Genomic DNA, 18,182 nt, shown 5'->3' with positions numbered 1-18,182 from the left:
GCGCACCGGTCGGAGCGGACTGGCCGGGTGCAGCCGGGGCGTCGCGTACGTCGGGTACCGGCATTAAGGAGTCATAAAGATTGCCGGTGGACGGCAATGCGCTGGGTGTCGCGGACGTCGCAGGATGGGTGTGGCAGGAACGGGGGCCAAGCCCTGGTGCCGGGCTTCGGAAGCGAGGTCTGGCGCCAGGGTGGAGCCTAGCGGGTACTGAACGGGGGGCGGGGGATGGGGGAGTTCGTCGCTGCGGTGGTTGGCTTTCCCGGGCTGCTCTTCACCGCTGCGCTCGTTGTCTGTTGCGGGTTCTGGGTGTGGGTCGCGCTGGGCAGGGTCGGGGCCGGGGCGTTCGACGCGGATGTCGAGCTGGAGGCATGGGGGCTCGGGGGAGTGCCCGTTGCCGGCGCCGTGTCGTTGGTGGTCGCCGTCGCGTGGTTCACGACGGTGACCGGGTCGATGCTGGCCGATCTGGTCGCGCCGGGTGGAATGACGTATGCGGTGTTCGAATTGGTGCTGCTGATCGGCTCGCCCGTGGTCGGCCGGCGGGTGGCTCGCCGCCTCATGGGCTCGCGCGCCAAGCTGCTGATGAACCCGGCCCGTTCCGGCGTGGTGCCGGGGCCGCGGCCGGCGGTCGTGAGGGACACCTCCATGGCGACGGGGCCCTGATGCAGCGGGGCCGCTGAGGTGCCGGGTGCGGCCCGCCCCGTTGTCCTGTGGGTCCCGTCCGGGCAGTGCCGCACCGCTGCCTCGGCATGTCTTTCTCCTTCTTCATCCAGGGGCGTCAATTTCCCCTGAAGCCAAAGGACTTCATCATGGATGCCACCACCGTGGGCATCGGCGTGTCCGTCGTCGTTGTCCTGATCGTCGTCGCCGCGCTGCTGCTCGTGTTCACCCGGCTGTTCCGCAAGGTGGAGCAGGGCAAGGCCCTGATCGTCTCGAAGATCCGCAAGGTGGATGTGACGTTCACCGGGCAGGTCGTGCTGCCGGTGCTGCACAAGGCCGAGGTGATGGACATCTCGGTGAAGGCCATCGAGATCACGCGGACCGGCCGGGACGGGCTGATCTGCCAGGACAACATCCGTGCCGACATCCGCATCTCGTTCTTCGTGAAGGTCAACAAGACCGTCGAGGACGTCATCAAAGTCGCCCAGGCCGTGGGCACCCAGCGGGCGAGCGACCAGAAGACGCTGCAGGAGCTCTTCCACGCGAAGTTCTCCGAGGCGCTCAAGACGGTCGGCAAGCAGCTGGACTTCACCGATCTGTACACCAAGCGCGAGGAGCTGCGGTTCCGCATCATCGAGGTCATCGGTGTCGACCTGAACGGCTACCACCTCGAGGACGCGGCGATCGACTACCTGGAGCAGACGCCGCTGTCCCAGCTCGACCCGAACAACGTCCTGGACGCGCAGGGCATCCGGAAGATCACCGAGCTGACGACCATCGAGCACGTCCGCACGAACGAGTTCCAGCGGACGGAGGAGAAGGAGATCACGCGGCAGAACGTCGACGCCCGCGAGACCATCCTGGAGCTGGAGCGCCGCCAGGCCGACGCCGAGATCAAGCAGAAGCGGGAGATCGACACCGTACGGGCGCGTGAGGAGGCCGAGACGGCACGGGTGGTGGAGGAGGAGCGGCTGCGCTCGCAGGGCGCGTTCCTCGCCACGGAGGAGAAGCTCGGTGTGCAGCGCGAGAACCAGGCCCGTGAGGTCGCCGTGGCCCAGAAGAACCGCGAGCGCGTCATCGCCGTCGAGAACGAGCGCATCGAGAAGGACCGCCTGCTGGAGGTCATCGCGCGGGAGCGGGAGACGCAGCTGACGAAGATCGCCGCCGACAAGGAGGTCGAGGCGGAGAAGCGGGAGATCGCCGAGGTGGTGCGTGAGCGGGTCGCCGTGGACCGCACGGTGGCCGAGCAGGAGGAGTCGATCAAGAAGCTGCGCGCGGTCGAGGAGGCCGAACGCGGGCGGCAGGCCGTCATCATCGCGGCGGAGGCCGAGGCGCAGGAGAAGCTCGTCAAGGACATCAAGGCCGCGGAGGCGGCCGAACAGGCTGCCACTCACCGGGCGGCCGAACAACTCACCCTCGCAGAAGCCGAGTTGAAGTCCGCAGATCTGCAGGCGCAGGCCAAGCTCAAGCTCGCCGCGGGCATTCAGGCGGAGAGCGCGGCCGCCGGGCTCGCCGAGGTCCAGGTCCGTGACAAGGAGGCCGAGGTCACCGAGAAGGCCGGCCGGGCCGAGGCGGAGGCCACCGAGGCCAGGATGCGCGCGGAGGCGGAGGGGGCTCGCGCGAAGGCGCTGGCCGAGGCGACCGCCATCGCGGAGAAGCTGAAGGCGGAGGCCGAGGGCATCAACCAGAAAGCCGTCGCGATGGCGGCCCTGGACGAGGCGTCACGCGGGCACGAGGAGTACCGGCTGCGCCTGCAGGCCGAGAAGGAGATCCGGCTCGCGGGCCTGGACGTGCAGCGGCAGGTCGCAGAGGCCCAGGCAACGGTCCTTGCGACCGGCCTGGAGAACGCGGACATCAACATCGTCGGCGGCGAGTCCGTCTTCTTCGACCGGCTCGTGTCCTCGATCGCGCTCGGCAAGGGCGTCGACGCCTTCGTCCAGCACTCCGAGACCGCGCAGACGCTGGCCAAGCCGTGGCTGGACGGCACCGAGAGCTTCACCGAGGACGCATCGAAGATTCTCGGTTCCCTCTCTTCGTCCGTGCAGAACCTCACCGTCTCCGCACTGCTGATGAAGCTCATGAAGGGCGGCGGCGACCAGGCCGGGCAGGTACGTGAGTTGCTCGACAGGGCGACCCAGTTGGGCATCGCGGATCTGCCGCTCGCCGAGTTGAACGGATCACGCAGGAACTGATCCGCCCAGGGAAGCGCACCCGGGCCCGCCGTACGGGGGTCCGCGGGTCCGGGCGCGCAAGGCACCCGCACACGTAGCAGCAGAGCCGGAAAGGGAGACCGGGCATGGCCACCGGAACGGAACCGCGGACCGGCCTGGACGCAGGCACGTACGAAGTCCTGCGCGACCGACTCGCCCTACGGGCCAGGGAGTTGACCGACCGGGCCACGGCGCTCAACGACCGCCGCGTCGCCGTGTTCGGCTCCACCGGTCTGACGCTCGCCGCGAGCCGGGCCGTACGCACCGACGAGCCGCGGCTCGCACGCGACATCGTCGCCGTGGGGGACGTCCTGCTGCTCGGTCTGCGCACCTCCCCGGGCACCGGCACGCCCGACATCGGCGACGTCTTCACCCTGCACGACCGCGACCTGGCCCGGCTGCCCGACGGCGCCGTCCCGGGCCTCCTCGACGACCCCGCGTTCGTGACGGAGTTCGCCGCGCTCTTCCGCTACTACCGCCAGGCACGACTCCTTCAACTGCGCGCTGTCAACGGCAAATTGCTCGCCGTCTTCCAGATCGGCGAGAAGCCCGACGACATCCGCGTGCTGCGCTGGGAGCACGACGGCCGGGACGGCGTGCGGTTCCTCGACGCGCGCGGCGAACGCGATGACGTACTGCCGCCCGCGCACGACGTCATCTGGCGGGACACGACCCGCGAGGACCACGCTCCGGGGCGCCACCCGCACGTCTCCATCGGCGGCGAGGTGTACGTGTCCACGGTCGGCGGCGCCCTGACCGTCAAGGCCGAGGACGACACCGAGACCGGTGGCTGCATCCACTCCGAACCGGTCGACGAACCGCTGCAGTCCCTCGCGGACGCCGACATCGCGCACGCCCGCGTCGGCCCCCTGCTCCTGCTGCGCATCCGCCCGTACAAGGAGGACGCATGGCGCCACCTGGTCTTCAGCACCCTCACCAGGACCGTCGCCCGCCTCGACGGCATCGGCCAGGGCTGCCGTGCCCTCCCCGACGACCAGGGCATCCTCTTCCCCGGTGGCTACTGCCTGGCCACCGGCACGCACAAGACGTTCGACGCGCTCGACACCACGGGCCTGGTCTACGACAGGACGGTGCGTTCGCCGAACGGTGAGGACGTCCTGTACGTCTTCCGCGCCCGGGCCGCGGGCCGCACCCTGCTGCTCCCCTACAACGTCATCCGCAAAGAGGTCGCCGCCCCCCTCACCTGCCGCGGCCATGCCGTCTTCGACGACGGTACCCTCATGCTGCTCCGGTCCGACGAGGCCGATGAGCCGGCACGCGTGCACCCGGTCCAGACGTGGCGCACCCCGTTCACGGCCGACACCTACGCTGCCGAAGTGCCGGGTGACGACGAGACGTTGATCCGCATTGGCAACGCCGATCTCGTACGGGGCATCTCCGACTGCCTGTCCGTCGCCCGCGCCGTCGCCGAGACCGCGCACGCTCCCACCGCGAACGCCTACGAGTCGCTCGGCGCGTCCTGCGAACGCGCCGCCGACCTCTACCACTGGCTCGCCGACCCGGAACTCGGTGGCTTGGACGCTCCGTTGGGGGACATGCGGGCCACGGCGCGCCAGGTTCTGACCGAGTACGAGACGGTCCGGACGCTGACCCGGCAGGCCGCCGACGCCCTCGCCGACGCGGCCTCGCACATCGCGGGCCTGGTACGCAGGATCCGCGGGGAAGTGCCGCGAAGCGCCCACGAGTGGGTCGGCCGCATCACCGAACTGCGCCGGGCCCAGGGCCGGCTGCTCACCCTCAAGGACCTCAGGTACGCGGACGTCGACCGCATCGACACACTCGCCGACGACCTCGCGGGGGACATCGCCGCGGCCGCCGCCCGCGCCGTCACCTTCCTCGCGCGCACGGACGCCTTCGCCGCCCACCATGCCGACATCGAAGAGCTCACATCCGAAGCCGCTCAGCTGCAGACGGCCGCCGAGGCGACCCCGCTCGCCGCCCGCGTGGCCGGCCTCGCCGAGCAGCTGCAGACCGTGACCGACGTCGTCACGGGCCTCGACGTCGGCGAGGCGACCGTGCGGACCGGCATCCTGGAGCGCATCGCCGAAGTCCTCGCCGGCGTCAACCGGGCCCGCGCCACACTCGAAGCGCGCCGCCGCGAGCTGACCGTGAACGAGGGGCGCGCCGAGTTCGCCGCCGAGTTCTCGCTGCTCGGCCAGGCCGTCAGCGGCGCCCTCGCCGTCGCCGACACCCCGCAGTCCTGCGACGACCACATCGCCCGCCTGCTCCTCCAACTGGAATCCCTGGAGGGCCGGTTCGCCGACTCCGACGACTTCCTCACCGATCTCGACGCCCAGCGCACCGAGATCCACGAGGCGTTCGCCGCCCGCAAACAGACCCTCGCGGACGCCCGCGCCCGGCACACCGAACGCCTCGCGGTCGCCGCGCACCGCGTCATGGAGACCGTCACCCGCCGTCTGGCCGCCCTCGCCTCAGCCGACGACATCACCACCTACCTGGCGTCCGACCCGATGGTCGCCAAGGTCCGCCGCACCATCGACGAACTGCGCGCCCTCGACGACCAAGTACGCGCCGAAGAACTCGACGGCCGCCTGGCCGTCGCCCGCCGGCACGCCCAGCGCGCCCTGCGCGACCGCACCGACCTCTACACCGACGGCGGCAGCGCCATCCGCCTCGGCCGCCACCGCTTCCCGGTCAACACCCAGCCCCAGGAGCTGACCCTCGTCCCCCACAGGGACGGCATGGCCCTCGCCCTGGGCGGCACCGACTACCGAGCGCCCGTCACCGACCCCTCCTTCGCCGAACTGCGCCCCTACTGGCCCCAGTTGTTCCCCTCGGAGAACGAGACGGTCTACCGCGCCGAGCACCTCGCCGCCCGCCTGCTCGCCGACCACGGCGCGGACGCGCTCCTCGCCGCCGACGACCTGCGCACCCTGGTGCGGACCGCGGCCGAGAAGGCGTACGACGAAGGCTACGAACGCGGCGTGCACGACCACGACGCGACCCTGATCCTCACCGCCCTGCTGCGCCTGCGCTCCGGCGCCGGACTGCTGCGCCACACACCCGCCGCCCGCGCCGCCGCCCAGCACTTCTGGGCACTCGGGGCGGACGAGGGCGAGCGCGAGCAGTGGACCCGCCGAGCCGTCTCGCTCGCCCGCGCCCGCGACACCTTCGGCCTCGCCCCGGCCATCGCCGACTGGTGCGCCGAACTCGCCGCCCGCATCGGGGACGCCCCGGCCGCCGACTACCTCTTCGAGGAGCTGACGTCCGCACCCGACGGCTTCGTCACATCGGCCGCCACCCGTACCTTCCTCGACAAGTTCCGTCGTGCCGTGGACAGTTCGGCCTACGAGGAAGACCTCGCCGGTGTCACCGACCACGCCGCCCGCCGCTCCCTGGCCGAGGCCTGGCTGTCCTCGTACGCCGCCTCGACCGGAGAGGGGGACGCCGACCTCCCCGAGGCCGTCGCCGTCGAACTCTGCCCCGGACTCGTCCGCTACGACAACGATGCTCCCCTCACCGCGACCGTCGACGGACTCCTCGGCACCCACCCTCGCCTGAACGGCCGCCGCCTCACCCTCCGCCTCGACGAACTCCTCACCCGCACCCGTCAGTTCCGTGAGCAGGTCGTCCCCGGCTTCCGGACCTACCAGTCCCGCCGGGCCGCCCTCGTCGCCGCGGAGCGCGCCGCGCTGCGCCTGGACGAGCACCGCCCCCACGTCATGCCGTCCTTCGTCCGCAGCCGCCTCATCGACGAGGTGTACCTGCCGCTGATCGGCGACAACCTCACCCGACAACTCGGCACAGCGGGCGGCCTGTTGCTGCTCATCTCACCGCCCGGCTACGGAAAGACGACCCTCGTGGAGTACGTCGCCGAACGCCTCGGCATGCTCCTGGTGAAAGCCAACGGCCCGGCCCTCGGACACCAGGTCACCTCCCTCGACCCCGCCCAGGCCCCGAACGCGACGGCACGCCAGGAGGTCGAGAAGATCAACTTCGCCCTGGAGGCCGGCAACAACGTCCTTCTCCACCTCGACGACATCCAGCACACCTCGCCCGAACTCCTCCAGAAGTTCATCGCGCTCTGCGACGCCCAACGCCGCATGGACGGCGTCCGGAACGGCGTATCCCGTACGTACGACCTGCGCGGCAAACGGTTCGCCGTCTGCATGTCCGGCAACCCCTACACCGAATCCGGAGCCCTCTTCCGCATCCCCGACATGCTCGCCAACCGCGCCGACGTGTGGAACCTCGGCGACGTGCTGACCGGCAGACAGGACGCCTTCGCGGTCAGCTTCGTCGAGAACGCGCTCACCGCGAACGACCACCTGGCGCCGCTCGCCGGCCGCGACCGTGCCGACCTCGACGCCCTCCTCCGCCAAGCCGCCGACGACCTCTCCTCAAGCTCTCGAACCGGCGCGCACAGGGGAGGAGGTCCCGTCGCCCGTACCGAACGGCTCAGCCACCCGTTCGCCCCGGCCGAGACCGAGCGGATCGTCGCGGTGCTGCGCCATCTGCTCACCGCCCGTACGACCGTCCTGACGGTGAACGCCGCCTACATCGCCTCGGCGGCGCAGTCCGAGGACGCCCGCACCGAACCGCGCTTCCAACTCCAGGGCTCCTACCGCGACATGAACAGGATCGCGGCCCGCATCGACCCGGCGATGAACGACGCCGAACTCTCCGCCGTCCTCGACGACCACTACGCGGCCCAGGCCCAGACACTCACCACGGGCGCCGAGGCCAACCTCCTCAAACTCGCCGAACTGCGCGGCACCCTCACGCCCCAGCAGACCGAACGCTGGTCGCAGCTGAAGGCCGCCCACGTCCGCGCCCGCACGCTCGGGGGCGCCGACGGCGACCCGGCCGTCCGCGCGGTCGCCGCGCTGGGACTGGTGGCCGACCGCATCGCCGCCGTCGAGTCCGCGATCACCCGCGTCACCGCTCCCCGTGAGTAGGCGGCCTGCTGTCCCCCTCGTGGTTCAGCGCCGCACAGGCCGTTTCGCCGAGGAACGTGGCGAGGTACGTGGTGTCCGGGGAGGTGTGGCGGCGCGCTCACCGTTGCGGATGTACCCCAGGTAGGTGGCGGCTGCCGTCCCGGCTCCGCGCCGTAGGGTCGCCGGTATGGATCGAGTGAGACTTGGCCGGGCTGTCGACGAGGCATTCGCCGTTACCGGGGTGGACACCCCTCCCTGGCCCGATCCGCATCCTCACGGCGCAGTGCGGGACGAGGAGTACTCGCGGTGTGCCGAGCCGGAGAAGTACCGCGTGCTCGCCGCCCGGGCCGACGCCTGGACACAGGCGTTGTCCCGACTCGGGACGGCCGAGGCGGAGACGGTCACGGATCCGGCGGCGATCTGGCGGCGAGGGCCGGGCGTGGCCGTGAGCGGTGCTGTCCGGCTGCGCCCGGTACGCGCGGACGCCGTACCTCTCGTGTTCGGGTTCTCGGCCATCGACGAGGTTCCCCGGACGGTTCTCGTGGTGGGGGCGGGGGAGCCCGCTGTGCTTCTTGAGCAACTTCCGGACTGTGGCTGCGATGCCTGTGACAGCGGTTCCGCCGACCTGCTGGAAACGCTGGACGATGTGGTGGTCGCCGTGGTCACCGGCACGTTCGTACACGTCGACGCCGGGGAGGGGCGGGAGGTCGTGTGTACGGGGGACAGCTGGTCGGCGAGCAACTGGGACGCGTTGCCGCCGGTCGAGGAGGTGCTTGCCGCGGCGCGGGCCGGGCGGTCGCCGTACCGCGTCGTGCGGGGGCAGGCCTGGGAGTGATCACCCGCGTGACGTCACGTCACGCGGGTGATCACCCTTCACTGACGCCGGCCTCCTCCGCGTCCCGGGTGCGGAGCAGGGGCTTGACCACCTTGCCGCCCGCGTTACGGGGAAGCTCGGTGACCAGCACGAGGTCCTTCGGCCACTTGAAGGAGGCGAGCTTTCCTTCGAGGAACTCCGTCAGTTCGCGCAGCGACAGGCCGGCTCCCGGGGTGACGGTGACGTAGGCGACCGGCACCTGGCCCCAGCGCTCGTCGGCCCTGCCGATCACTGCGACCTCCCTTACGCAAGGGTGCGTGGCGACGGCGTTCTCCAGTTCGGCGCAGTAGATGTTCTCGCCGCCGCTGATGATCATGTCCTTCTTGCGGTCGACGACCCAGACGAAGCCTTCGTCGTCCTGCTTGACCAGGTCACCGGAGTGGAACCATCCGCCTTCGAATGCCTCCGCTGTCTCCTGCGGCTTCTTCCAGTACCCCTTCGTCAGCGTGGGGCCGCGGTAGACGATCTCACCGACCTCGCCCACGGCGACGTCGTTCATGTCCGCGTCGACGACGCGGTACTGGATGCTCGGGATCGGCCGGCCGACAGACCCGAGTTTGCGCAGGGAGTCCTCGCCGCGGAGCACGCAGGTGATGGGTGAGGTCTCGGTCTGCCCGAACACCGCCACGTTGAGCGCGTCGGGGAACTTCTCGCCCATGGCACGCAGGGTCGTGTCGCTCGCGGGGGCGGCACCCCAGCTGATGATCCGCAGTTTCAGGTCACGCTTGTCGATGTCGGGCTGGGCGCAGATCAGGTCCCACTGCTGCGGAACGTTGAACACGACGGTGGCGCCTTCGTCTTCATAGGCGTCCAGCACTGCTTGTGGGTCGAACGCGCCCAGTGGATGGATCACGACCGTGCTGCCGACCACGAAGTTCGCCACCATCGAACCCAGACCCGCGATGTGGAAGAAGGGCGCCGTCAGGAAGCCGACATCGGAGTCGTCGAAAATCTCCATCGCGCGGATGCATGTGACCGCCTGTACCTGCATGTTGCGGTGGGACAGCATCACCCCTTTCGGCCGGCCGGTGGTGCCCGAGGTGTACATGATCAGCGCGGTCGACTCCTCGCTGATGTCGGGCAGTTCCATCGGCTCGTGTGCCGACAGGAAATCCTCGTACGCGATGTACGTGATGCCGCCTTCGGCCGGGGAGTCGGCCTCGCTCGATTCGCCGATGACGACGACCGTGCCGATCGACGCGGCGCTCGGCGCGGCCTGGAGCAGCGGCAGGAGGTGTGCGTCGATGACGATCGCCGAAGGGGTGCAGTCGGTCAGGATGTGGTCGAGTTCCAGTGGAGCGAGCCGGAAGCTGAGCGGCACGGCCATGGCCCCCAGGCTGTTCGCCGCGAACACGCTCTCCACGAACCACGGATGGTTCAGCGTGAGCAGGGCCACGCGGTCACCCTCGGCGACGCCTCGGCCGGCGAGCGCGGCTGCCATCTGCAGGGACCGCCGTGACAACTGTGCCCAGGTCGTGGTCTCCCCGAGATACCGCAGTGCGGGCTTGTCGGGCCGCGTCATCGCGTGGGTGGCTGCCTGGGACATCCAGTGGTGCCGGAAGGACCAGGCGGGTGCCGTGTCGGTCGGCATGGGTGACTCCTCAGGTGTCGTGTCGAGCGGTGGCCACTGCCGCATTGTGTCGTTCCATGCTGCGGTTCGAGAAGCGTCCTGACGAATTTTGTTAATGGAAAATCACATGGGTGAGGTGTCGGTACCCCTTGTCGCGCGGCCGCGTGCGCCCGGCCCCGGGGCCTGCTCGACGTGTGATTGACTGGGCCGTATGGCCCCGTCTCCCCATGCGTGTGTGTGTTCATGACCGCCGAACCGAGCGCGGCCACCCGCCCCCGCAACCGCAGGCAGCTCATCGTCGAGGCGGCCGGCCGGCTCTTCAGCGAGCGCGGCTACCACGCGGCGTCCATGGAGGAGATCGCCGCCGGTGTGGGCATCACCGCCACGGCCCTGTACCGGCACTTCCCGAACAAGTACGCACTGTTCGCCGAGTGCGCGCACGCCATGGTGGACCGTCTCGTCGGCGCGCTCGACGAGCTGCCGCCCGAGGCGGCCCCGGCGGACGTGCTCACCGCCCTCATCCGGGTCACCCTCGCGCATCGCGCGTCGGGCGGTGTGTACCGATGGGAGGCCAGGTACCTCGACTGCGAGGATCGCCGCCTCCTCAGAGCCAAGTTCGGGCACGTCGTCGGGCGGGTCACCGAGGCGGTGCGGCGCGAGGAACCACGGTCCGACGAGCAGCTGCGGGTCACGGCGGCTCTCGGTGCGATCGGGTCCATCACGATGCACCGCACCTCCATCGCTCAACGTCGCGTCGAGGAACTGCTGTTGGCGTGCACGCTGCGCGTGATCGCGAGCGACCCCGTACCGGCCACGAGGAGCACACACCCCGTCGAGCTGCCGACCCTGCCGGTGCCGCGCTCACGGCGCGCGGAGATCCTCGCCGCCGCCGTCCCGCTGTTCGCCCGGGACGGGTTCGCCAACGTCACGAACGGCCAGATCGCACAGGCGGTGGGGCTGGCCCCGTCCGCGCTCTACCGTCACTACCCGGGCAAGGTCGACATCCTGGCGGCGGCCTGCCTCCAGGCGGCGGGGCTGCTGGCACAGGCGGTGGACCGGAGTCTGCAGATGGTCGCCGATCCGCATGACGCCGTCGTGGCGCTGGCGGCGACGTACGTGGCCTACAGCTTCGGCCACACCGCACTCACGAGCGTCGCCGAAGCCGAGGTCGCCGGCCTGCCGGCCGATCTGCAGCGCCCCTTGGTCCTTGCGCAGCGTGAGCACATCGCCGTCTGGGAGCAGCAGTTGCGGCTCGCCCGTCCGGAGCTGGACCCGCGTCAGGCCCGGGTGCTGGTGCACGCCGGGTTCGGCGTGGTGGTCGAGGCCGGGCGGAGCCTGCGATGGCGGGACAGCCCTGAACACCGGGCCGCCGTGACGGGGTTGGTCGTGGGTGCTCTGGGTCTGTGAGCAGACCGTGCAGATGCCCGCCCCGTGGCGGGTGCGCCACGGAACGGGCCTGCGCGCGATCGGTCCGGGGATTCAGGAGGCCGGCCTGTTCCCCGTCGGGATCACGATGGGGGTGGTCGTCCCCGAGGAACCGTTGTTCAGGAACGCCATGGCCAAGGCGCGTACGAACTGGTCGAACATGTAGAAGGCGCCGGGCGCGACGGGTGACAGCCCCTCACGGAACAGGATGAAGGCCGGCCACGCGGTGCGGATCAGTGCCGCCGAGGCGTAGTCGCGCTTCAGCCCCAGCCAGTCGCCGATCTCGTTGCTGAGGACGTAGCGTACGAACTCGTTGAGGAACCCGCGCGTGACGCCCAGGTCGACCTGCGCGGTCAATCCGAGCAGATCCTCGGCCAGTTCGATGCCCTCGGTCGTCGGGGCGAGGATCGGAGTGAGCACCTGCCCCGACTGCGCTTCCGCGTCGGCCCACGACTTGGGGATGTACTCGTCCCGCACGCCGAGCAGATGCAGAGCGACCTGCCAACTGTGCAGGAAGGCATCCTGGTCCTCGGCCGAGAACGGGACCTTCCACTCCAGCAGCTTCCTGCGCACGAAGGTGCCCAGGCTGTGGAAGGTGACCAGGATGTCGGCGTTGCTGATCGGCGTCTTCTCGTCCGTGACCGCCGTCCAATGCGGCGACTGCGGCAGCAGATGACGCACCGCGGCGTGCACCACACGGGTCTTGTTGGCGGTGACCACGAACTGGCCCGTCGGCTCGAAGCCCTTGAGCTGGGCCAGGTCGTAGCCGAACGTGAACGTCTTGGCCGCGCGGTCCTTCATGTTGGCGCCGCCCGCGGACCAGTAGACGCTCCTGGCCTCGCGCGGGATGACGGTGCTCATGATCCCGCTGCCGAGCCCGTAGAGCATGAAGAGGTAGGTGTCCTTGCGCCGGTTGAAGTCCGCGGCGCGAGCCAGCTTGCCGGGATCCGCCCAGGAGGGCAGCTTGTTGACCCTCTGCAGGTATGCGGTGAGGTCGGCCGGCAGGCCACTGGGCAGCGGGTCGTTGTTGTTCACCCACGACGCCATCGCGGTGTTGACCGCCGGGACCTGGCCGTTGTCGAAGAGCGAGGCCACCAGCTGGTCCACCTCGTCGTCCCACACGTATTCCGGGTCGGTGCCCGTGCCGGTTCCGGCGACCGAGCCCGTCGGTGACCACGCCCACGCGGGCGTGGTGCTGCTCGCGCCCACGAGGCCCAGCGCGACACCGAGGGACAGGACTCTTCTGCGGCTGAGATTTGGCATTGACTTGCTCGCTTTCCTGGTAGGGCGTGCGACACATCTCGCCTTGTTCGGCGCGGAGTTGGCGTTGCCAGCACGTTTCAAAGCTTGTTCCAGGATGTGATTTCTGATTAACATAGCGAGGCACGCTGCCGTCGACAAGGGCATCGACGTGACCGAGGAGACGCCGCCTCTCAGGCACCCGGCCCGCCGGATCCACACCGGGCGAGCCGGACGCAGGGCCGAGGCCTCCCGGCTCGAACCAGTCCCGTACGACCGAGGAGCCCGCATGACCACGGAGCAGGACCAGATCCCCGCGCCCGACAGTCCAGCGTCTGACGGCTCGACGCCGGACACCCCCGCGCCCGACATGCCTGCACCTGACAGTCACGCGCCCGACAGCCCTGTGACGATGACTTCACGACCCCCTTGGGTGACGGACGAGCTGATCGCGCAGTGGTGCACGTGGGTGCGCCGGGACGCGACACGTCCCGGGCCTGACAGCGCCGAGGCCGTGACAGCGGTCGCACCGTTCGACCTGGTGCCGATCGCGACCGTTCCCCCGTGCACCCCGGAGGACGTCGAGGCGGCAGTGGCCGGTGCCCGAGCGGGCCGGCCGGAGTGGGCGGGAACGCCGCTGAGGCGCCGCGGCGATGTCGTACTCGCCTTCCACGACCTCCTGTTGGAGCGGCAGGACCAGGTACTCGACCTGATCCAGTGGGAGACGGGCAAGGCGCGGTATCACGCCTGGCAGGAGGTGGCCCAGGTCGCGGCGATCGCCCGCCACTACGCGCGGCGAGCCCGGCACTACCTGGCCCCCCGCCACGTGCGCGGAATGGTGCCCGGCTTGACGAAGGTCAAGGAGGTGCGGGTGCCGAAGGGCGTCGTCGGCGTCATCTCCCCGTGGAACTACCCCCTCTACCTCGGCGTCGGCGATGTGCTGCCGGCCCTGCTGGCCGGCAACGCCGTGATCTCCAGGGCGGATTCCCAGACCGCGCTGACGATGCTCTGGACGCGGGCACTGATGGCGGAGGCCGGGCTGCCGGCCGATCTGTGGCAGATCGTGGCCGGTCCCGGGGCCGTGGTGGGGACCGCCCTGGTCGACGCAGTCGACTTCGTCTGCTTCACCGGATCGACCGCCACAGGGCGCACCGTCGCGGAGCGTGCCGCCCGGCGACTGATCGGGGTCTCTCTCGAACTCGGGGGCAAGAACCCACTGATCGTGCGGGAGGACGCCGATGTCGCCGCCGCGGCGGCGGGCACGGTGGTGGCGGCCTTCGCCAACACCGGCCAGATGTGCATCCACATCGAACGCGTCTATGTGCACGAGAAGGTCTACGAAGCCTTCCGCACCGAGCTCGTCCGGGCGACGCTGGCGCTTCGGCTCGGGCCGTCCTACGACTACTCCGTGGACATCGGGTCACTGACGTCGGCAGCGCAGCTCGCGGCCGTCGAGGCACATGTCGACGGCGCGGTGGCCAAGGGGGCGACCGTACTCGCGGGTGGCCGGGCGCGACCCGACATCGGCCCGCTCTTCTACGAACCGACCGTCCTCGAAGCCGTCACGCCCGAGATGGCCGTGTGCGGCGAGGAGACCTTCGGTCCGGTGCTCTCGCTCTACGCCTACGCCGCGGACAGCGAAGCGGTGAGCCTGGCCAACCAGGGAACCTACGGACTGTCGTCGTCGATCTGGTCGAAGGACTCCCGCGAAGCGGGCCGGATGGCGGCGCGGATCCGCGCCGGGTCGGTCAACATCAACGACGGTGCCGCCGCGGCGGCCGGCAGCATCGAGGCCGGGATGGGCGGCATGGGCGACAGCGGACTCGGCAGGCGCCACGGGGCCGAGGGAATCCGCAAGTACACCGAGAGCCAGACGATCGCCACACAGCGCCTCCTGCCGCTGGGACCGCCGAAGCCAGGGCAGAGCGCCGTGGAAGGATTCGTCCGCCGCACCAACGGACAGCTGGCCCTGCTGCGTCGGCTGCGGGTGCGATGAGCGGCGATACGTCGGCCGAGCGCGAACGGCGCATCCCATTGACCGTCCCTCTTGCTCAGTTCTTGCCGCATGTACGAGATCAGTTCAGATCGGAGTCCCGATGACCAGTGCGATCTTTGGCGAACGGTCCCTCTACGACGACGACCACGAACTCCTGCGAGGGACGGTTCGCGCGTTCGTCGACAAGCACGCCGCGCCGCACGCCGAGCGTTGGAGGGCCGAGGGCAAGGTCGACCGCGAACTCTTCCAGGAAGCCGCCCGGGCCGGAATCCTCGGCTTCAACATCCCCGAGGAGTACGGAGGCGGCGGGATCACCGACTTCCGCTTCAACGCGGTGATCGGCGAGGAGTTCTCCCGCCATCCCGTGTCGGACGGCCTCGCCGGGGTGGGTCTTTCCAGCGACATCGTCGTGCCCTACTTCACCGACCTGACGGACGACGAGCAGAAAGCCCGCTGGCTGCCGGGCATCGCCGCCGGCATCCTCATCGTCGCGGTCGCCATGACCGAGCCCGGAACCGGGAGCGACCTGGCCGGCATCGCCACCACCGCCGTCCGGGACGGCGACGACTACGTGGTCAACGGCAGCAAGGTCTTCATCTCCAACGGCCAGAACGCCGACCTGGTCGTCACCGCCGTACGGACCGGCCCGGACCGCCACGGCGGGATCAGCCTGCTGGTCATCGAGGCGGACCGGCCCGGCTTCTCGCGGGGGCGCAACCTGGAGAAGGTCGGCCTGCACGCCCAGGACACCAGCGAGTTGTTCTTCCAGGACCTTCGCGTACCCGCCGCCAACCTGCTCGGAGAGGAGGGCTCCGGCTTCAAGGCCCTGATGCGCAACCTTCCCCAGGAGCGGATCTCGATCGCCGCCAACGCCATGGCCTCCATCGAAGGCGTACTGGAGCGGACCGTGGAGTACGTCAGGGAGCGCAAGGCGTTCGGCCGGACCATCGGCTCCTTCCAGAACACCCGCTTCCAACTGGCCGACATGGTCACCACCGCCCGCGTGGGCCGCGCCTACATCGACGATCTGCTCTCCCGGCACTCCCGCGGCGAACTCAGCGCCGTTGACGCCGCGTCGGCGAAGTTCTGGGCCACGGAGAACTACGTCGACATCGTCGGGCGCTGCGTGCAACTGCACGGCGCCTACGGCTACATGCTCGAATACCGCATCGCACACGACTACCTCGACTCTCGCATCAGCACCATCTACGGCGGTACCACGGAGATCATGAAGGAGATCGTCGCTCGGGATCTGGGGCTGTAGGACCGGCTCACTGCCCGCGCGAATCACCAGACACTGACAGCACCGGCCATGGCGCGGCACGATCGGCCCATGGCATCCACACCTGCACCGCATTGCCGCCTGCACCCATATGCCGAGGTTCGCCCGTCCTCCATCGCGGGTCGGGGCCTGTTCGCCCGAGCCCCCATGCCGGCCGGAACGACAGTGGCCCGGCTGGGCGGGCGCCTCGTCTCACAGCAAGAACTGCAGGACCTCTTCGCCACGGCAGCGCGCCGGCCCGACCACCCCTACATCGACACCGTCTCCCTCGCCGAAACCTCGCACCTAGTCCTGCCGCCCCGCAGCGAGCAGTCCATCGGTTACAGCAACCACAGCTGCGATCCGAACCTGTGGTGGGACGGTCCGTACACCCTGGTAGCCCGTCGCGACATCCGTGGGGACGAGGAGCTGACCAACGACTACGCCACCAGCACCTGGGATCCCGCGTTCCGTCTGGCCTGTGAGTGCGGTGCACCGAAGCAGTGCCGGGAGACCGTCACCGGCAGCGACTGGCAGCTGCCCGAGCTCCGAACCCGTTACGGCGGCCACTGGACACCGGCCCTCCTGACGCGCATCGCCGCGGCTTCCTGAGGGACGAGGGAGCAGGGGGAGCCAGAGCAGCGAGTTCTCCCCTTGCGGACCCTGTCTGTTGCCCGAGTCTCCGCCGTAGGGACGCGTGGTGTCGGCCCGCAGGTCTCTGCGTTAGGGTGGCCGGCATGCAGACGCACTCGAACTTCCGTGAGGATGAGCCGCAGCACAGCGGCCCCCGCGGTGAGTGCGCGCCCCGCGGATACGGCTTTCTGCGCCGCCGCGGCCGGGTGGGTTCGCCCCCGGCGTCTTCCTGTCGCTGAATCCGCCGCAGGCCTCCGTATCCGGGCCTGAGCCTTCCCGTACCGGGTTCCGGAAACGTCGCGTCGCGCCGTCCGGCGCCGGTCCCTTCCTGAGCTTCGAAGGAGTTCGCCATGTCGCTCACCCACGACGTCGCCCCCACATCTGCCCTGCGCGACCACCGCATTCCCGCCGACGGCCTGTACGAGGGCACTCGCATCCTGAACCGCCTGCCGGACGGTGTGCGAGAGCAGCCGTACGAGCGGTTCGAACTCGTTCCGCAGGGCCGCGTCATCGGAGCGGAGATCCGTGGCCTCGACCTCTCGCGGCCCGTGTCCGTCGCGGTGCGGGAGGAACTGAACCGCGCGCTCCTCGATTGGAAGGTGCTCTTCTTCCGCGGCCAGCACCTGACCTCCGACGCGCAGCGCCGATTCGCCCGAAACTGGGGCGAGTTGGAGACCAATCCGCTGCTCGCCCCGGGCGACGGCGACGACGTGGTCCGCTTCGACAAGTCGGCCGGCGCCGTTCCCACGTACGAGAACGTCTGGCACACGGACGTCACCTTCCGTGAACGCCCGGCCCTGGGCGCCGTGTTGCAGCTGCGGGAGGTGCCACCCGTGGGCGGCGACACGATGTGGGCGGACATGGCGGCCGCGTACGACAACCTGCCGGTCGAGGTGCGCGAGCGGATCGACGGCGCGACTGCCGTCCACGACTTCCTGCCGGGCTTCGCACGCTTCTACTCGCCGGAGCAACTGGCCCCGTTCCAGGAGCAGTTCCCGCCCGTCCAGCACCCCGTGGTGCGTCGCCACCCGGAGACGGGACGCCGGATGCTGTTCGTGAACACCTCCTTCACCACCCGGATCATCGGCCTCGAGCGCCCGGAGAGTGACCGCCTGCTCCGGCTGCTCTTCCAGCAGGCCCACGTCCCGGAGTTCCAGGTGCGGTTCCGCTGGCAGGCGGGCGACGTCGCTTTCTGGGACAACCGCGCGACCCAGCACTACGCCGTCAACGACTACGCGCCGTACCCCCGGGTCGCCGAACGTGTCGCGATCGCCGGGGACCGTCCGTTCGGCTGAGCCGGTGCGCGGGAGGGTGACCGGGGGGGGTGCGCCGGATCACTGCTGGCCCGTCTCCTGGCGCCGCCCGCCGCCCGTAGCCGGCCTTGTGCGGCTCCCGCCT

Annotated in this window: 11 protein-coding genes; 9 read left to right on the top strand and 2 right to left on the bottom strand. The window is 69.9% G+C overall.

All coding sequences use genetic code 11. From position 1 onward, the window contains the following. The first annotated feature begins 225 nt into the window (after positions 1 to 225). From ACZ67T_RS28485 to ACZ67T_RS28470, 4 genes are all read left to right on the top strand, one after another. The gene (locus ACZ67T_RS28485; protein WP_469987837.1) at positions 226 to 660 is read left to right on the top strand and encodes a hypothetical protein; all 435 of its coding nucleotides are present in this window, start codon (positions 226 to 228) and stop codon (positions 658 to 660) included. A gap of 146 nt (positions 661 to 806) precedes the next feature. Next, positions 807 to 2,849, top strand: coding sequence for a flotillin family protein (locus ACZ67T_RS28480; RefSeq protein ID WP_469987836.1), 2,043 nt, complete (start codon positions 807 to 809; stop codon positions 2,847 to 2,849). 104 nt (positions 2,850 to 2,953) lie between these two features. Continuing rightward, positions 2,954 to 7,807: a DNA repair ATPase gene (locus tag ACZ67T_RS28475; protein ID WP_469987835.1), complete on the top strand. Its 4,854-nt coding sequence runs from the start codon at positions 2,954 to 2,956 to the stop codon at positions 7,805 to 7,807. 166 nt (positions 7,808 to 7,973) lie between these two features. Further along, entirely contained in the window at positions 7,974 to 8,621 is a 648-nt protein-coding gene (locus ACZ67T_RS28470; protein ID WP_469987834.1) for a DUF6226 family protein, read from the top strand. Positions 8,622 to 8,652: 31 nt separating this feature from the next. Here the strand turns inward: ACZ67T_RS28470 and ACZ67T_RS28465 are convergent, their stop codons facing one another. After that, on the bottom strand, positions 8,653 to 10,251 hold the full coding sequence (locus ACZ67T_RS28465) for a long-chain-fatty-acid--CoA ligase (RefSeq protein WP_469987833.1): 1,599 nt from the start codon (positions 10,249 to 10,251) through the stop codon (positions 8,653 to 8,655). Between the two features lie 222 nt (positions 10,252 to 10,473). On the opposite strand from ACZ67T_RS28465, the gene ACZ67T_RS28460 reads away from it, so the two are divergent. Further along, complete coding sequence (locus ACZ67T_RS28460; RefSeq protein ID WP_469987832.1) at positions 10,474 to 11,637, top strand: TetR/AcrR family transcriptional regulator; 1,164 nt, start codon at positions 10,474 to 10,476, stop codon at positions 11,635 to 11,637. A gap of 72 nt (positions 11,638 to 11,709) precedes the next feature. On the opposite strand, the gene ACZ67T_RS28455 is transcribed toward ACZ67T_RS28460, so the two are convergent. Beyond that, complete coding sequence (locus tag ACZ67T_RS28455) at positions 11,710 to 12,918, bottom strand: oxygenase MpaB family protein (protein ID WP_469987831.1); 1,209 nt, start codon at positions 12,916 to 12,918, stop codon at positions 11,710 to 11,712. A 265-nt stretch (positions 12,919 to 13,183) separates the two neighbouring features. Between ACZ67T_RS28455 and ACZ67T_RS28450 the strand changes: the two genes are divergently transcribed. The 4 genes from ACZ67T_RS28450 (at position 13,184) to ACZ67T_RS28435 (ending at position 18,079) form a co-directional block, all read left to right on the top strand. Next, positions 13,184 to 14,890, top strand: a complete 1,707-nt coding sequence (locus ACZ67T_RS28450; RefSeq protein WP_469987830.1) for a succinic semialdehyde dehydrogenase — start codon at positions 13,184 to 13,186, stop codon at positions 14,888 to 14,890. 100 nt (positions 14,891 to 14,990) lie between these two features. Beyond that, positions 14,991 to 16,154 carry an acyl-CoA dehydrogenase family protein gene (locus tag ACZ67T_RS28445; protein ID WP_469987829.1) on the top strand — a complete coding sequence of 388 codons (1,164 nt, stop codon included), beginning with the start codon at positions 14,991 to 14,993 and terminating at the stop codon, positions 16,152 to 16,154. Between the two features lie 48 nt (positions 16,155 to 16,202). Further along, complete coding sequence (locus ACZ67T_RS28440) at positions 16,203 to 16,763, top strand: SET domain-containing protein (RefSeq protein WP_469987828.1); 561 nt, start codon at positions 16,203 to 16,205, stop codon at positions 16,761 to 16,763. A gap of 371 nt (positions 16,764 to 17,134) precedes the next feature. Beyond that, entirely contained in the window at positions 17,135 to 18,079 is a 945-nt protein-coding gene (locus ACZ67T_RS28435; RefSeq protein WP_469987827.1) for a TauD/TfdA dioxygenase family protein, read from the top strand. Positions 18,080 to 18,182: the final 103 nt, after the last annotated feature.

The organism is Streptomyces sp. NPDC107517 (assembly GCF_055582645.1).
The sequence above is the reverse complement of the archived record's forward strand: the minus strand, read 5'-3'. Positions and strand labels throughout refer to the sequence as shown.

Bases quoted from the DNA above. Each gene is read 5' to 3' on its own strand.
- ACZ67T_RS28485 (WP_469987837.1), top strand. From the start codon at position 226: ATGGGGGAGTTCGTCGCTGCGGTGGTTGGCTTTCCCGGGCTGCTCTTC.
- ACZ67T_RS28480 (WP_469987836.1), top strand. From the start codon at position 807: ATGGATGCCACCACCGTGGGCATCGGCGTGTCCGTCGTCGTTGTCCTG.
- ACZ67T_RS28475 (WP_469987835.1), top strand. From the start codon at position 2,954: ATGGCCACCGGAACGGAACCGCGGACCGGCCTGGACGCAGGCACGTAC.
- ACZ67T_RS28470 (WP_469987834.1), top strand. From the start codon at position 7,974: ATGGATCGAGTGAGACTTGGCCGGGCTGTCGACGAGGCATTCGCCGTT.
- ACZ67T_RS28465 (WP_469987833.1), bottom strand. From the start codon at position 10,251: ATGCCGACCGACACGGCACCCGCCTGGTCCTTCCGGCACCACTGGATG.
- ACZ67T_RS28460 (WP_469987832.1), top strand. From the start codon at position 10,474: ATGACCGCCGAACCGAGCGCGGCCACCCGCCCCCGCAACCGCAGGCAG.
- ACZ67T_RS28455 (WP_469987831.1), bottom strand. From the start codon at position 12,918: ATGCCAAATCTCAGCCGCAGAAGAGTCCTGTCCCTCGGTGTCGCGCTG.
- ACZ67T_RS28450 (WP_469987830.1), top strand. From the start codon at position 13,184: ATGACCACGGAGCAGGACCAGATCCCCGCGCCCGACAGTCCAGCGTCT.
- ACZ67T_RS28445 (WP_469987829.1), top strand. From the start codon at position 14,991: ATGACCAGTGCGATCTTTGGCGAACGGTCCCTCTACGACGACGACCAC.
- ACZ67T_RS28440 (WP_469987828.1), top strand. From the start codon at position 16,203: ATGGCGCGGCACGATCGGCCCATGGCATCCACACCTGCACCGCATTGC.
- ACZ67T_RS28435 (WP_469987827.1), top strand. From the start codon at position 17,135: ATGTCGCTCACCCACGACGTCGCCCCCACATCTGCCCTGCGCGACCAC.